The organism is Rhodococcus sp. MS16 (assembly GCF_013277795.1).
In the GTDB taxonomy this organism is placed as follows: domain Bacteria; phylum Actinomycetota; class Actinomycetes; order Mycobacteriales; family Mycobacteriaceae; genus Rhodococcus_F; species Rhodococcus_F globerula.
In genome coordinates this window covers 853433-868865 of sequence record NZ_VBTM01000001.1, presented here as the reverse complement: position 1 = coordinate 868865, position 15433 = coordinate 853433, and the positions used below count along the sequence as shown (strand labels likewise).

General features: G+C 61.1%; 13 protein-coding genes. 9 read left to right on the top strand and 4 right to left on the bottom strand.

Going from position 1 to position 15433, the window contains the following annotated elements; all coding sequences use genetic code 11:
• Nucleotides 1-7: 7 nt before the first annotated feature.
• Genes FEZ60_RS03950 through FEZ60_RS03940 form a run of 3 tightly spaced genes read right to left on the bottom strand, consistent with a single transcriptional unit; the run spans nt 8 to nt 3664 of the window.
• A complete protein-coding gene (locus tag FEZ60_RS03950) occupies nt 8-1369 on the bottom strand; it encodes a metallopeptidase TldD-related protein (protein WP_172935552.1) in 1362 nt (453 codons plus the stop codon).
• Nucleotides 1366-2892: a TldD/PmbA family protein gene (locus tag FEZ60_RS03945; RefSeq protein WP_172935551.1), complete on the bottom strand. Its 1527-nt coding sequence runs from the start codon at nt 2890-2892 to the stop codon at nt 1366-1368. The genes FEZ60_RS03950 and FEZ60_RS03945 overlap by 4 nt, the downstream gene beginning before the upstream one ends.
• A gap of 4 nt (nt 2893-2896) precedes the next feature.
• On the bottom strand, nt 2897-3664 hold the full coding sequence (locus FEZ60_RS03940) for a TSUP family transporter (protein ID WP_172935550.1): 768 nt from the start codon (nt 3662-3664) through the stop codon (nt 2897-2899).
• A 60-nt stretch (nt 3665-3724) separates the two neighbouring features.
• On the opposite strand from FEZ60_RS03940, the gene FEZ60_RS03935 reads away from it, so the two are divergent.
• From FEZ60_RS03935 to FEZ60_RS03900, 8 genes are all read left to right on the top strand, one after another.
• Nucleotides 3725-4888, top strand: a complete 1164-nt coding sequence (locus FEZ60_RS03935) for a sensor histidine kinase (protein WP_045067804.1) — start codon at nt 3725-3727, stop codon at nt 4886-4888.
• 285 nt (nt 4889-5173) lie between these two features.
• Nucleotides 5174-6601, top strand: a complete 1428-nt coding sequence (locus FEZ60_RS03930) for an aromatic ring-hydroxylating dioxygenase subunit alpha (protein ID WP_242484378.1) — start codon at nt 5174-5176, stop codon at nt 6599-6601.
• Between the two features lie 3 nt (nt 6602-6604).
• Nucleotides 6605-7192 carry a 3-phenylpropionate/cinnamic acid dioxygenase subunit beta gene (locus tag FEZ60_RS03925; RefSeq protein WP_033231989.1) on the top strand — a complete coding sequence of 196 codons (588 nt, stop codon included), beginning with the start codon at nt 6605-6607 and terminating at the stop codon, nt 7190-7192.
• The gene (locus FEZ60_RS03920; protein ID WP_033231990.1) at nt 7189-7500 is read left to right on the top strand and encodes a hypothetical protein; all 312 of its coding nucleotides are present in this window, start codon (nt 7189-7191) and stop codon (nt 7498-7500) included. Before FEZ60_RS03925 ends, FEZ60_RS03920 begins: the two co-directional genes overlap by 4 nt.
• Nucleotides 7497-8279, top strand: coding sequence for a 3-(cis-5,6-dihydroxycyclohexa-1,3-dien-1-yl)propanoate dehydrogenase (gene hcaB / locus FEZ60_RS03915; protein ID WP_092807799.1), 783 nt, complete (start codon nt 7497-7499; stop codon nt 8277-8279). Before FEZ60_RS03920 ends, hcaB begins: the two co-directional genes overlap by 4 nt.
• A 39-nt stretch (nt 8280-8318) precedes the next feature.
• Nucleotides 8319-8516, top strand: a complete 198-nt coding sequence (locus FEZ60_RS03910; RefSeq protein ID WP_033231992.1) for a ferredoxin — start codon at nt 8319-8321, stop codon at nt 8514-8516.
• Nucleotides 8513-9715 carry an FAD-dependent oxidoreductase gene (locus FEZ60_RS03905; RefSeq protein ID WP_172935549.1) on the top strand — a complete coding sequence of 401 codons (1203 nt, stop codon included), beginning with the start codon at nt 8513-8515 and terminating at the stop codon, nt 9713-9715. The genes FEZ60_RS03910 and FEZ60_RS03905 overlap by 4 nt, the downstream gene beginning before the upstream one ends.
• Complete coding sequence (locus FEZ60_RS03900; protein WP_172935548.1) at nt 9715-10440, top strand: class II aldolase/adducin family protein; 726 nt, start codon at nt 9715-9717, stop codon at nt 10438-10440. The genes FEZ60_RS03905 and FEZ60_RS03900 overlap by 1 nt, the downstream gene beginning before the upstream one ends.
• A gap of 1062 nt (nt 10441-11502) precedes the next feature.
• Here the strand turns inward: FEZ60_RS03900 and FEZ60_RS03895 are convergent.
• Nucleotides 11503-12810 carry an MFS transporter gene (locus tag FEZ60_RS03895; protein WP_045067798.1) on the bottom strand — a complete coding sequence of 436 codons (1308 nt, stop codon included), beginning with the start codon at nt 12808-12810 and terminating at the stop codon, nt 11503-11505.
• 1355 nt (nt 12811-14165) lie between these two features.
• Here FEZ60_RS03895 and FEZ60_RS03890 point away from each other — a divergent pair.
• Nucleotides 14166-15413, top strand: a complete 1248-nt coding sequence (locus tag FEZ60_RS03890; RefSeq protein ID WP_165826282.1) for an ABC transporter substrate-binding protein — start codon at nt 14166-14168, stop codon at nt 15411-15413.
• Nucleotides 15414-15433: the final 20 nt, after the last annotated feature.

The window sequence follows — 15433 nt, the reverse complement described above, 5'->3', positions numbered from 1 at the left end:
AACGTTTCTACTGCGCCGCGCTGACCGACGACATGTGGAAATCGGGAATGCGCAGCGGTGGCATGGCGGTGCGGGTGAACCAGTCTTTCCATTCGCGAGGGAGCGTGATCTCGGTTCGTCCGGCTTCGGTGACACGGCGAAGGAGGTCCAGCGGGCTTTCGTTGAAGCGGAAATTGTTGACCGCGCCGACGATCGTGCCGTTCTCGATGAGGTACACACCGTCGCGGGTCAACCCGGTGAGCAGCAGCGTTGTCGGATCCACCTCGCGGATGTACCAGAGTGTGGTGAGGAGGAGACCGCGTTCGGTTTTCGCGATAATGTCCTCGATGCCGGTGTCATCGCCGCCGGTGAGGATCAGGTTGTCACCTGGCACGGCAACCGGTCGGTCGAATTCGCGGGCAGCATGACGCGGATACGCGAGGGCTGAGATCGTGCCGTCTTTGATCCAGTCGACACGATCGATGTCCATACCGTTGTCGAAGAGCGAGACGGATTCACTCGACGACGTGGTCACCACGAACGGCGCGGATTTCAAGCCGTCGGCGTCCGGGTCCGAGGTCAGTGTCAATCCCAGTGTTCCGAGGGTTTCCCCGATTCGCGTGCCACCTGTCCTCGACAGTGCGGTGTGGCCTTCCTCGGCTCCGCGGCCTTCCATGGTCCACATCAGGTAGATCATGAGGTCTGCAACCGCGGACGGCGGAAGGATTGTTTCGTACCGTCCAGCCGGCAACGCGACCGAGTTTTTTGCCCAGTCGAGACGAGTAGTCAACTGGGACAAAAGATTGGGTATGGAGATGTCGCTGAAGTCGACCGTCCCGGATCCGACCCAGGCGCTGGCGTCGCCGCGTTTGCCGTTGATCTCGACTGAGCCGGTGGGCTGAACGGTGCGGCGGCGAAGGCCGGTAGAGGTTCCGAGCCACGTGGTGTGCAGTTGATGATGCGCAAAGCCGAACAGTTGATCTTGTCCGTCGAAACCGGCGGAGAGGTCGGCAGCAAGGCGGCTGAAGACAGCGATGTCCGTCAGTGCAGGGCCGGATTCCCATTCAGAATCTGCTGGACCTGCCGGTACAAGGTCGGAGGCGTCGTCGGCGGGTGTTGCACTTCGGGCGGCGCCCTCGCTTGCCTTTACGACAGTCTCGATCTGCGCGGGATCGACACTGCTGGAACTCACTGTCCCGACACGGGCGGTGTCACCGTCCCGAACGATCGAGATGACGGTCCAGGTCCGAGACAGTGAGACACCGTTCGTGGTCATGGAGTTGTTGGCCCACCGCAACGACGCTTCGCTGGCGTCGGTGACGATGACGATCGACTCGTCGACGGTTCGCGCGGCCAGCGCGCGGTCCACTACCTGCTGCGCCGTGATCACTGCTGGGCCTCCGAACGGGTGTTGAGGATGTTGACGCCGCGGAACAAAGCGGACGGGCATCCGTGACTGACAGCGGCGACCTGCCCGGGTTGCGCCTTGCCGCAATTGAATGCGCCGCCGAGTTTCCACGTCGACGCTCCGCCTACAGCTTCCATCGAGCCCCAGAAGTCGGTGGTGGTGGCCTGGTAAGCGACGTCGCGGACCTGGCCGTCGAGTTTGCCGTCCCGGATTTTGAAGAACCGCTGACCCGTGAACTGGAAGTTGTAGCGCTGCATGTCGATTGACCACGACTTGTCTCCGACGATGTAGATGCCGTCTTCGACTCTCGAGATCAAGTCGGCCGTCGACGTGTCGGTCTCCGGATCGGCGGAGAGGGAAACGTTGGCCATGCGCTGGATGGGAACGTGGTGCGGCGAATCGGCGTACGAGCACCCGTTGGAGCGCTCCAGGCCCAGACGCGGGGCAAACGCGCGGTCGAGTTGATATCCGACCAGCGTGCCGTCTGCGACCAGGTCCCAGCGCTGGGCGGCGACGCCGTCGTCGTCATAACCGACGCTGGCCAGTCCGTGTGCGACGTTGCGGTCAGCCGTGACGTGCATGATGTCGGTGCCGTACTTCAGTGTGCCGAGCTTGTCGGGGGTCGCGAAGGAGGTGCCGGCATAGGCGGCTTCGTATCCGATTGCCCGGTCGTATTCGGTTGCATGCCCGATGGATTCGTGAATGGTGAGCCACAGGTTGGTCGGGTCGATCACGAGGTCTGTCGGGCCAGGTGTGACCGACGGCGCCTTGACCTTCTCGGTGAGCCACTGCGGGATCTGCGCCAGCTCCTCAGCCCAGTCCCACGTGCTACCGGTGCCGAGATACTCCCAACCCCGCGCGACCGGCGGCGCCAAAGTACGCATCGACTCGAAGCTGCCCGCTGATTTGTCGACGGCTGTTGCCTCGATTTCGGGATGCAGTCGCACCCGTTGCTGGACGATCGACGAGCCCGCCATATCGGCGTAGAACGTCTGCTCCTTGACCTGGAGAACCCCAGCGGTGACGTGGTCGACGCCGTCGGACGCCTGAAGTCGGCCCGAGTAGTCCAGGAGAAGATCGACCTTGTCGGACGTCGGAGTGGTGAACGGATCTATCTCGTACGGAGACACCCACGTGGCGTCGGCGTAGATCGGTTCGTCGGCAAGAGTCACCGGATCGCGATTGAGTGATCGCAACGCCCTCGCCACCTCGACGGCTTGCCGTGCCAACGACGACGCAACAGCGGGTGACACCTCCGCGTGGGAGGCAAACCCCCAGGTTCCGTCCACGATCACGCGGACAGCCACTCCCACTTCGTCGCTGTCCGAAACCGATTGAACTTTGCCGTCGCGCAACCGGATCGACTGAGTGAGCAACCGGTGCACACGTACATCCGCGTGCTCGGCTCCGGCGGCGCGCGCTGCGGACAGCGCGGCGTCCGCTACTGCCTTCAGAGGGAGGGCGAGGAAATCTGCATCGACATCTCGGGTGACGGTCACCGTCATGACGCTAGCCGAACTGCTGCCACCCCAGGCGAATCACCATGGCAATCACGACAACCAGCAGTGTGATCCGGACAAAACCGGAGCCTTTACTCAGCGCCATACGCGAACCGACGACCGCGCCGAGAACATTGCACACGGCCATCGCCAATCCCAAGCTCCACCACACGTGGCCGGTGACGGCAAAGTACGTCAAAGCGCCGAAATTGGAACCGAGATTGATGACCTTGGCCATCGCCGCGCTGCGGACGAACTCCGTTCCGAGGAACGTCGCGAAGCTGATGATCAGGAACGTGCCCGTGCCTGGGCCGAGTAAACCGTCGTAAAGCCCGATGAGTCCCGCTGACAGCAAGATCACCAGAGCCGACTTGCGTTGAGTCGGGCGGTGCGTGGCGAGCGTCGTACCCAGGCTCGGACGCATCGTGACGAACACGGCGACGGCCACCAGGACAACCATCACGATCGGAATGAAGTACTTTTTGTCGATCAACGACACTGCTGCCGCGCCACACGCTGCAGTAATCGCGGCCAAGATCGCCGCCGGGATCAACTGTCGCCATTGCATCGGAACTCGGCGTGAGAACGTCCACACCGCAGCGCTGGTCCCGGTGAACGCGGTGAGCTTGTTGGTAGCCAATGCGGCCTGCGGCGTCAACTGGGGTGCAACCAGGAACAGTGCCGGCAGCAGAATCAGCCCGCCGCCGCCGACAACGGCATCAACCCATCCGGCCGCCGTCGCCGCCGTCATGAGCAGGCCCCAGTCCGCAATATCCACGGCGGTGACTCTCTCACAGAGTGAGCGGTGATGCGGTGACGGTGTGGGAGTCTTGATCGCATGAGGAGGTTCAGCCTGTGGCTGCGAGGCAAGCCGATGATCGCCGACGGCGCGTTGGCGTTGCTGTTCTTTGCCCTGGAGATCGTCTCGTACATAAGCTCTGAGCGCGAGGAACATTGGCAACAACTGGCGCTCGGATTCCTGATCTGCCTTCCCGTCCTCTGGCGTCGTAAGTACCCGCGAGTGTCTGCGGTGGCGATCCTCCTGATGTCGTTCACCAGTACTTTTCTCATGTGGATGAGTGGGAATGCATCAGTCGAACATCCCGGGTTGCTGGCGTTAGGCGTAGCTCTCTACACGCTGGTCGTGTACGTGGACCGGCGCACCGCCGCGATTTACCTCGGCTTTCTCCTCATCGACTCGACTCTGGCGATGCTTGTGGTGCGAACAGACATCGTCCTGGATCTCATCGTTACCGCAATGCTGTTCGCCCTGGCTTGGATCAGCGCCGAATTTGTCAGTGCCAGACGCGCGTATGACGAAGAAGTGGCGGCACGTCTGGAGGTGGCCGAATACGACCGCGACCGCCGGGCCGAGGAAGCCGTTGCCGCGGAGCGGACCCGCATCGCGCGCGAATTGCACGACGTCGTTGCCCACGCGGTGAGCGTGATGATCGTCCAAGCCGACGGGGCGAGCTATGCCGTCGACACGAATCCGGCGCTAGCGAAGAAAGCGCTTGGCAACATCTCGAGCACAGGGCGAGACGCGCTGGCAGAACTACGACGCACGGTCTCGCTGTTGCGCACCGAAGTCAACAACGAGGCGATGCCGCAACACGGTTCTGCGGGCATCGCGAAGGTTGTGGAGATGATGCGTGCGACGGGTTTGAACGTACGACTGGAGTTGACTGGCGAACTCGACGACATCACGCCGTCCGTGAGTTTGGGTATTCACCGGATCGTTCAGGAGTCACTGACCAACGTGCTGCGTCACGGTGGTGACAGTCCGAAAGCGCGAGTTACCGTGCGCCGCACCGACACCGCAGTCCTGGTGGAAGTCATCGACAAGGGGATGGCGACGTCTGCTTTCACAGGTGGTTCCGGCAACGGCTTGGTCGGAATGCGTGAGCGCGTCGCAGTTCTGCAGGGAACTCTCGAGACCGGTCGACGCCCTGACGGCAGCTGGCGTGTGTACGCCGAGCTTCCCCTCGCGATCCAGGATTGACCGACCGGGCCAGGCGCGGTTTCCGACTTCCGGCACGGCTGAAGTTGTCCAGGCTCACCTGCACAACGTGACGCGACGGGTTTCGCATTCAACCGGCCTGGCCGGTGCATTTGTGCTGCTTGAGCACCACAATACCTCTGGTGAACAGACCATAATTCTTCTCTGCGGAGATTCGAGTCCGCGAAGCTGAACGAACCGTGCGGTGAATCGACGGTTGACATCGCTCCTTCCTGAAAGCAGAATAACTTTCTGTACATCAGAAAAACTATCGAAATGAGGCTTCTCATGCGTGACGCGGATGGCGTTATAGCGAACGTCCGACGAGGCATGCTCCCTGCGCACATCTACAACGACGCAGAGGTTTTCGAGGCTGAGAAGGAGCGGCTGTTCAGCCGTGCATGGATGTTTGTTGCGCACGAGTCGGAATTGCCGCAGGTTGGCGACTACGTTGTGCGCCGCGTCATGGAGAATTCGTTCATCGTCAGCCGTGACCAGTCCGGCGAGATCCACGCGATGTTCAACATGTGCCTGCACCGCGGTATGCAGGTATGCCGCGCCGAGCAGGGCAATGCCTCGCACTTCCGCTGCCCGTACCACGGCTGGTCGTACAAGAACGACGGCCGCATCGTCGGTATGCCGTTCCACAAGGAGGCATACGGCGGCGAGGAGGGCTTCGCGCGTAAGGGACAGCGACTGCTGCCGGCGCCCAGCCTGGGCATCTACAACGGGCTGATCTTCGTGTCGATGGACCCGGACGCCGAGTCGCTGGAGGACTTCCTCGGCGACTTCAAGTTCTACCTCGACTACTACACCAAGCAGAGCGCGAGTGGCGTCGAGGTTCGCGGACCCCAGCGCTGGCGAGTCAAGGCCAACTGGAAGATCGGCGCCGAGAACTTCGCCGGCGACATGTACCACACGCCGCAGACGCACACGAGCGTCGTCGAGATCGGCCTGTTCCGCGAGCCGAAGGCGGAAAAGCGTAAGGACGGCAACACATACTGGGCGGGCAAAGGCGGCGGCACCACGTACAAGCTGCCCCCGGGAACCTTCGAAGAGAAGATGAACTACGTGGGCTACCCCGACGAAATGGTCGAGCGCATGAAGGAGCAGTGGTCCCAGGAGCAGGTCGACGTCATCGGACGCGACGGCTTCATGATCTCGGCCGCTTCGGTCTTCCCGAACATCAGCCTGGTTCACAACTGGCCGAAGGTCGCTGAAGGCGACGACGTCCTGCCCTTCATCTCCATCCGGCAGTGGCAGCCGATCAGCGCCGACGAGACCGAGGTCCTGTCCTGGTTCGTCGTAGACAAGGAAGCTCCGGAGGAGTTCAAGAAGCTCTCCTACAAGGCCTACCTGATGTGCTTCGGCTCCAGCGGCATGTTCGAGCAGGATGACGTCGAGAACTGGGTTTCTCTGACCAATACCGCCGGTGGGTCCATGGCCCGCCGCCTGCTGCTCAACGGCCGCATGGGCATGCTGCACGACGACAGCCCGGTAGTGCAGCCATTGACGGAGGACGAGTTCTGCGGTCCCGGCGTGGCGCACGTCGGCTACGGCGAATACAACCAGCGGCACCTTCTCAACGAGTGGGCCGACTATCTGGAGAAGCCGGCGCCGGTGACGGAGAACATTCACGTCGGTGCTCCCAATGTCGATGGTGAGTGCAGCAGTGAAACGGCAGCGCAGTGCAGCAGCGAGAAGGCGGAGGTATAACTCATGAGCACCTACATCCCCATCGACTCCGCCAGCTCCCCGCTGGGTCAGGCCGCGTCGAAGACCACCGCCGTTGGCTCCTCACTGGCATTCGACGATCCGCGGCACCTGACCGCGAATCGCTGGCTCGTGGAGGAGACCTACATTCTCGATCGACAGGACTACGACGCCTGGCTCGATACCCTCGCCGAGGACATCCATTACTTCATGCCGATCCGCGTCACCACGGCGCTGGGAACCGGCTATGACACTGCCAAGGACATGGCGCACTTCGACGAGGACAAGTACTCGTTGAGCCGTCGCGTCGCGCGTTTCGACACGGGCCACGCGTGGGCAGAGGATCCGCCCTCACGACTGCGTCACCACTTGTCCAACGTCCGCACCTTCGCGACGGAGAACGAGAACGAACTCGTCGTCGAGTCGGCAGTCCTCTTGTTCCGCAGCCGCGGTGACGTGCTGGAGCCCTCGCTGCTCTCGGTTGGTCGCGTCGACCTGCTGCGTCTCGAGGAGGACGTCTGGCGCCTGGCCCGTCGACACATCGCCGCCGACGAGTCCGTGCTGCGCATGCAGAACTTGGCGGTCTTCCTGTGAAGCTCGCCTGGGAGGGTGAGGCCGAGGACGCCGCAGCGGCAGCCCGGGCGAGTTCCCGGCTCGGCGTGCTGCAGGACCAGCGCGACGGTGAGACCATCGTCGTCGCGAATGAGTTCGCCGACATGCGAATTTCGAAGGTCCACACCCGCAACGGCGTTCGGCTGCTCATCGAATCGCCGAAGTCCGGCCAGTGGATCACTCTCGACGCTCTCGAGCTCGAAGCGCTGACGTGGCAGAACGAAACCACGCTGTCTGCGATGGTCGGGAAACCGTTCCAGTCGCTCCTCGGCACCGAGGACGCCTCGTGACCGGCTGGCTCGACGGTAAGCGTGCGCTTGTCGTCGGGGCGGGCTCCGGCATCGGGCGCGGTGTGGTCGACGCCTTCCTCTCCGAGGGCGCCAAGGTCGGCGTCCTCGAACTCGACACTGCCAAGTGTGAGGCACTTGCGGCCGAGCACCCCGAGGTCGAAGTTGTGCAGGGCGACGCCACCAAGGCTGCCGCGAATCAGGCTGCAGTCTCTGCAGTCGTGGATCGCTTTGGCGGCCTGGATATTCTGGTGAACTGCGTCGGCGTCTTCGACTTCTACCGCAAGCTCGAGAGCATCGACGCCGACATGCTGGATCAGGCGTTCGACGAGATGTTCGCGATCAACGTCAAGTCGCACCTGCACAGCGTCAAGGCCGCGACGCCGGCGCTGCGTGAGTCGGGTGGGTCGATCGTGCTCACAGAGTCGACGTCGGCCTACTACCCAGGCCGCGGCGGAACCCTGTATGTCGCTTCCAAATTCGCCGTACGAGGATTGGTCACCACCCTCGCGTACGAGTTGGCACCGGACATCCGGGTCAACGGCGTGGCCCCTGGCGGCACCCTGGGGACCGATCTGAGCGGGCTTACGACGCTGGGACTGACCGAGAACCGACTCGACGGTCCGGACCGCGCGAAGGAACTCGCCGGCCGTAACCCGTTGGGAGTCGCACTCTCCGGCATCGACCACGCGTGGAGCTACGTCTTCCTCGCCTCCGACCGATCACGCGGCATTTCCGGCCGCGTCGTCCACTCGGATGGCGGCATGGGCATCAAAGTTTAAGAGTCGCACCGCGCGACCTACCGAAAGAAGAACTTGGAAATGGCAATCCTCAAAGCGAACCTCGAACTGTGCCAGGGCTATGCAAACTGCGTGGTCGCGGCTGACGACGTCTACGACATGGACGACGACGGCCTCGTGGTGCTGCTCAAAACCCGAGTGGACGAGTCCGACCGCCAGCGCGTCGAGACCGCAGCGAAGAGCTGCCCCGCCAACGCCCTCTGGCTGGAGGAAGAGTGAGCGGCGGGGTTCTCGTCGTCGGCGGCTCGGTCGGCGGTATCCGTACGGCCCGGGCGTTGCGCAATGAGGGCTACACCGGGGCGGTAACAGTTGTCGAGGCCGAGCCGCACTTGCCGTACGACAAACCGCCGCTGTCGAAGGTTCCGCTCGACGGCGACGCGCACGTGCCACTGCTCACCGCGGCGGAGGCACGAGAGCTCGACATCGAGCTCAGGTTAGGCGCTGTCGCAATCGAAGTGCGGGCGCAGGCCAACCAGCTGGCACTCGCCGACGGCAGTGTTCTCGACTACGACGAGCTGGTCATCGCTACCGGCGCCGCGGCTCGGCCCTCGCCGTGGAGCGGCCCTGGTATCCATGTACTTCGCACTCTTGCCGACGCTCGTGCGCTGCGCGAGAGTCTGCACGGCGCGAGCCGTCTCCTCGTCGTCGGTGCCGGGTTCATCGGTGCGGAAGTCGCGTCACTCGCGCGCAAGCAGGGCGTCGACGTCACGATTGTCGATCCCGCCCCTGTCCCGATGGCCCGTATTGTCGGCACTGAACTGGGAGAACGACTGTCGGACCTGCATCGGGTGCATGGTGTGGAGGCCAAATTCGGCACCACCGTCAGCGCACTCGACTGCGTAGACGACAGTCTGCGCGCGACGCTTTCCGACGGCTCAGAATTTCCCGTCGACGCTGTCGTGGTGGGAATTGGTGCGGTTCTGGAACTCGGGTGGTTGGAGTCGTCAGGCCTGACGCTCGACGACGGTGTCGTGTGTGACGAATACGGCCGCACTCCCGACTTTGCGAACATCCACGCTGTCGGTGACATTTCGAAGTGGTACCAACCGCGGCTCGGCACGTCGGCGCGGGTTGAACACTGGACCAACGCTGTCGAGCAAGCAAACACGGTGGCCCACAACATTGTTCACGCGGATGATCTGCTCGCGCACGACCCGGTGGCCTACGTGTGGAGCGATCAGTACGACTGGAAGATTCAGTTGTTCGGAACCCGTGACGTTGCGGCAGACCCGCTAGTGGTGGAACAGTCCGACCCGCTGCGTTTGGCAGCGATCTGGCAGGACTCCGAGGGCCGGGCAAGCGGCGGTTTTACCGTCAACTGGCCCAAGGCGTCGGTCCAGCTGCGGCGGACTATCGCTGCCGGCGGACCCGCCGATGCGGTGCACGCGCAGCTTTCGACTCCGGCGGTGAAGCGATGATGTCCGGGGAATTGGATGAACTACGGCATCTGGTGGCGGAGGGCTGCCGAGTTTTGGCGGCTCGTCACCTGGCGCCCGGCATTCTCGGGCACATCAGCTACCGGATCGACGAGACCAGGCTGCTGGTTCGGTGCCGCGGCGCCCAAGAGCGCGGGCTGGCGCACACGACGCCACAAGATATTCGGTTGGTCGAATTGACCGGTGAGCCAGGCGCTCCCGGCGAACTCGACGGCTATACCGTGCCGTACGAGCTGCCTCTTCACAGCCGGGTTCTCATGCGTCGCCCCGATGTCATGTCGGTGGTGCACGCGCATCCCGCCAACGTAGTGGCAGCCGATCTCGCCGGGCTGACTATCCTGCCCATTGTCGGCGCCTATGACATCCCCGGGGCCGTACTGGCGCACGGGGGAGTGCCTGTATTCCCCAGGGCCGCTTTGATTCACAACTCTGCGCTTGGCGACGATGTCGCTGATTCCCTGGGCGAGCGGCCAGTGGTCCTCATGCGCGGACACGGACTCACGTCCACCGGCACCTCGGTGCAGGAGGCGGTTCTTCGCGCAATCTCCGTCGACACGATCGCGTCACTGTCGTTGTCCATCGTCTCGGCGGGCGGCACGTTGAAACCGATCGGTGCCGAGGATCTGGCCGACTTGCCGAATCTTGGTGCCGGTCTCAATCTGGGTGCCGCGTGGCGCCATGAGGTTTCTCTGCTCGGCTCTCAGTAGCAGGCGATTGCAGCTACTACTGGTGCCGAAAGCGCGATTTGTGCGGCATCTGGGATAGGAAAGTCCCGGTGACGGTCTTGGCCCAGGTGAATCCTGGGAGGAGTGGCGAAGGCGGGCGGTCAGTTCGGCGAGCGTGGACGTTGCGAGGGTCGAATGTTTGAACCACTGAGGACCAAGGTGCACCGCATGAGTAGCGGGGGATTCCCGAACGAGAGTACTGCGGGCAGCAGTTGACGACTGAACTTTCGGCGTACCTGACCCCCTTGTCCTGAAGTCTTCTGGAATGACTTTGCTGTCGTCAACCGGTCAACAACCGCACGTCAGACGCGGCATCCCGAAAAATATAGTGCTGCTTGCCTTCTGATCGAAATAGGTGGGAGGTTTGTCGCTGAGGAAGTTGACGAAACTCTCAGGCGCCACGACCAGAAATGTACTCATGTCCGACGGCGGAATGCGACGCTGATCCGATTCGCCAAAAACCGGCCTGACACCGCCGTGGCAGAACGGATGTAGTCGTGGCGAAAACCCACTGCCGAGCACAATCCGCCGGATCCCCATGGTCGCCGCGCTCGGTCAGCAGATACAGACCTGCACAGATGGCCGGCTGGAGTCGAAATTCCTCCACCCCCGATTTTCGAAGACCGGAATGGTCTGCGCCTGATGGAGGGTTCAATCTGATCACGTCGACGTTCGAAGGCCTCGAGGCGTTAACGGTTTCCATGTGAATTACATCGAACTTGTTGCCATGAGCGGAAGACTACCTCGCTGGAGTATTGGAATCCGGCAGCGTTTCAACTGCACACATGGGCGACCGATCACGCCCATATCCGGGTCAGCCTCTGCCGGTCTGATCTTTCACCGATCAGACCGGCAGAGGCGCCTCATGAAAGATTGACGTCAGTGCAATCACCATCAGATATCGGAAGTCCACGCAGATTGTGCCGACGTGACAGCAGATTTCTTTTGGTGACGGCACTGCCCTAAACGACCCGCCGCTACGTCCACTTTCCGATAACTTAGGATTAGTAGCTTAAAATCGGCAAGGGTCAGATATTGCTAATGTTAGGGCATATCACCCCGGATTGCTGCGCGGTCGCGGTCAGGATTAGCGAATATTAGTACCACGATAGCGGCCAGGAATGCAAGAATTCCTATAGCCTGAAATGACTGCCCGTACCCTACGGCCGGACTAACTGCATTATCAACGATTACACCGGTTGCGTAAGGAGCGATTAGTCCGCCGATGGCCATCACGGCGAGATATACACCCATGGTGCCGGCAATCTGCTGGGGCGGGCAAATTTCTGAGATAGCAGCATTAAGAAGGGGAAATGCCATACTTACCGCGGCATACCCAACCGATACAACAGCCACTGCGACGATTGGCACGTTAATCATTGGTAGCACGGCCAAGATTGTGCCACCAATGAACACTCCGATGCACGGAACGATAATCCGCGATGTCCGAGACTTTCCACCACGCAACAATACGCGGTCAGTTGTCACACTCGACCCAATCATCAAGATGAGTGCGATAACTGATGGGATCGCGAACATTGATCCAGCCTGCATTGCCGAGTATCCGAGGCCGAGTTCAAAATATGACGGAAGCCAAGTAAGAACGACCGTTGTCAGCGCATAAACCACGATGGTCAAGATGCAGCAGCTAACAAAGGTACGAGACAGAAAAATTGTTCGCCAGGGAACGCTTGGCTCCATATTCACCAGGTCGGCTTGCGGAGTCTTCGGGGTCCGACCTGTGAAGGGTCCTTCCCTCCAGCCGATCGCCCAGCAGACTGACCAGGCAAGACCAAGAATTGTCAATGTGATGACGGCATATCGCCAGCCGAAGGTAACAGAAATCGCGGTCAGGATTGGAGCGAGTAGGATTTTTCCAATTGACCCCGATCCCATCAGGAGTGCCCCGGGCAGTCCGCGCTTCGCCGGCGGATGCCAGGAGTATGCCGCCGTATGCATGAGCGCAGAACTAGGCCCTTCGGCGAAGCCCAGCACCATACGGCCAGCGATGAGTGTCACTATGCTCGCAGATATGACGAGTGGCAATAGAGTGACCGACCACATAGCTGCCAGGAGTAGAAGCCCCCAACGCAGAGTCATGTACTTGTTGATCGGACCGGCCAAGAATCCGCCGATCGTAAAAGTTAGGAAGAAGAGCGATCCAACCATTCCTATCTGCGTGGAGGTAAGCCCTAATTCACGTTTCAGTGGTTGTGCAATGATGCCCAGGATTGCTTTATCTGCAAAGTTTACAACATAAAGGAATACGACTAGTCCAGTCATGCCCCAGGCTGTTCTAATATTTACTGCCGCCTTGACGGTGGCAGAGTTAGGTATTTGATCAGTGGTCATCTTGACGTTCCTTTGGACAGGCGCTTTGACATTTTAGGCTTCGGCGCTCGGCTGTAGATCGGCCAATAGCTCGACCGCATGGGTACGGAATTGGATCAGTTCCGGATGCAAGGCAGTGTCGGGTCATGGTCAGAATTGGACTTGGTGAGAACGTCGAATGCATGAGGAGCGGCCGATTCAAGAATCAACCGAGTAATCACAGCTACTCCACCAAAGCCGCAGGCTCACTTGGCCGCTAACGGGCGATCGGCCAGTTCTCCCAAACGGGCCTCAGGGACCATTTGAAGTGTCCCCGCCGGCCATTAACACCCACTCGCGTCGGGTGATCCGCATCACGCGGGATTATGTTAGCAGAAGTAAGTTCTTCTGGGAAGAGAAGCGTAAGACCTGCGACGTTCGGATGCTCGCCAATTGTCGCCCGATACTGGAAGTCGATCCCGCCCTGCAACCTGGATCGACCCAGCGCCGTCGATGTCGTCAAGGGCAGTAATCCCCTCGCGCGCAAGAGGAGTCACCGCCTTGCCGGACCGGAGTCTCCTGCGATACGGACAATCGACCCGCCGGTATCGGCAGGTCGATTTCGTCGGCGCCGCGGGTCCAGCCATGATCAGTGGCGAAGTCCACCGACAATGGCTCCGTCTGCAATATCGGTCCGTCTCGATGTGTGCCGATACCAATTCATCGACATTGCTTCTCATGCAACAACTCCCGAACTCTGAGGGTATGTGTTGATTGGTGACCACAGGATTAGTGCCTCGGGAACTGATAGGGCGCTGAGGACGTTGCGCGCGCTGGTAGCCGTTGGAAGTGCATGTTTCGGGATCGGGCAGAAGTCGACTGTGTATCGACCGACCGGTGGCAGCGATGTCGATAGCGATGTCCGGGCAGCTTCGATCGAGGGCTGCAGTCCGCGTGACGATGGTTCAGGTCTTTGTATGCAGAAAAGCGAATTATTGCAATCAGTATCGAGAAATTTCGGCTGATTGTGTACAATTTGACCGAGCGGAGGCCTGGATGTACCTCGTTATGGTCTTGGTCGATGCATGGCCTGTTTCATGGGCCTCGCGGGCGATTGGACGGACGTCACCTCGGGTATTTTTTCTCGTCAATCGCCGAAACTGGCTCGGCTTCGGCGCCGGTCCGACCTCGTTCATTCCGCGTGCCGTACCTGCGTGTTCGGCAGAACATGTCTCTGCAGAGAGAAAGTTTCTACTATTAGTGCAGCTTAAGAGATTGCGTTTCTGGCTTAGCGATCGATAGATTGCCCTTGACTCGACGCCATGTATGCCTGTTCAATGCTCAGGACCACAGTTTCAATGTGGGTCAGGTCACAACCCCGAAGGGACGTACTGAAGATGTTGAGGAAAGCTGCTCCAGCCCTCGCAATCGCCACAATGCTCACGTTGACTGCTTGCGGCGGGTCGGCCAGTGGAGACTCCGCAAGTGCGGATGGGGTCAAGACCGGAAAGGGCGTCAGCGACAGCGAGATCAATCTTGCGATCCTCACCGACTACTCCGGTCCACTTGCCCAGCCCGCAACCTCGGGTTCGATCGGCTTGGAAATCAAGCTGGACCAGGTCAACGCCGCGGGCGGGATCTGCGGGCGTCAACTCGTCCTGCACAAGATGGACACCAAATACGACCCTCAGGTCACCACCCAGCAGTATCGCGCCATCGCGAACAAGGTTGTGATGATCCCGCAGCTGATCGGTACGTCCTCGCTGATGGCGGTCAAGGACAGCATTGCGAAAGATGACCTGCCGACCTTCTCGGCATCGCTCAACACAGCAGCGCTCAAGCTCGAGGATGTCGCGATCTACACCCCGCCCTTCGAGGTCGAGCTGATCAACGGCCTGGTCTGGGCCGCGCAGAAGGCGGGTGCAAGCGCTACCAACCCGCTCAAGGTCGCCGTCGTCGCACCGGCGGACGAGTACGGCACGGGATACGCAGACTCCGTCAAGTTTGCCGCCGAACAGATCCCCGGCGTCGAGGTCGTCGCCAGCCCGACGTACAGCCCCGCTGACAACGACTTCACCGCTCAGGCCACCGAGTTGAAGAACTCCGGCGCCACGGTCGTGATCCTGGCCAACACCATGGCCCAGACCGCGGGGCTGGTGGGACAGTCCGCCCAGCTCGGTTATTCGCCGCAGTGGATCGGTTACTCGGGCGCCTGGAACGCCGCGCTGGCAAAGCCGCTGGCCGGCTTGACCGATAACTTCTACGTTTCGGCGAGCTACGGAGCGCTGAACGATGACGTTCAGGGCATCAAGGACATGAATGCCGCTCTGGCGCAGTACGCGCCGAACGAGAAGCCGAGCAACTTCCAGGTTGCCGGTTGGTTGAGCGGCACTGCCACCGCGGCTGTGCTGGAAAAGGCCTGCGCGAACAAGGATCTCACCCGTGAAGGTGTTCTGGCCGCGATGCAGGATCTCGACATCGACTTCGGTGGCATCCTGCCGACAGTCAACCTCGGTACCGGCGACTCGATCGTCAGCTACCAGAGCCGGATGAACACCGTAAATGCCGAGGGTCTGCTGATCCCCACCACTGACTGGGCCGAGACCGATCAGGCTCGCGCCTGGGGCGAGGCAAACGGTTTCTGATCGACGCACTTCGGCGCCCG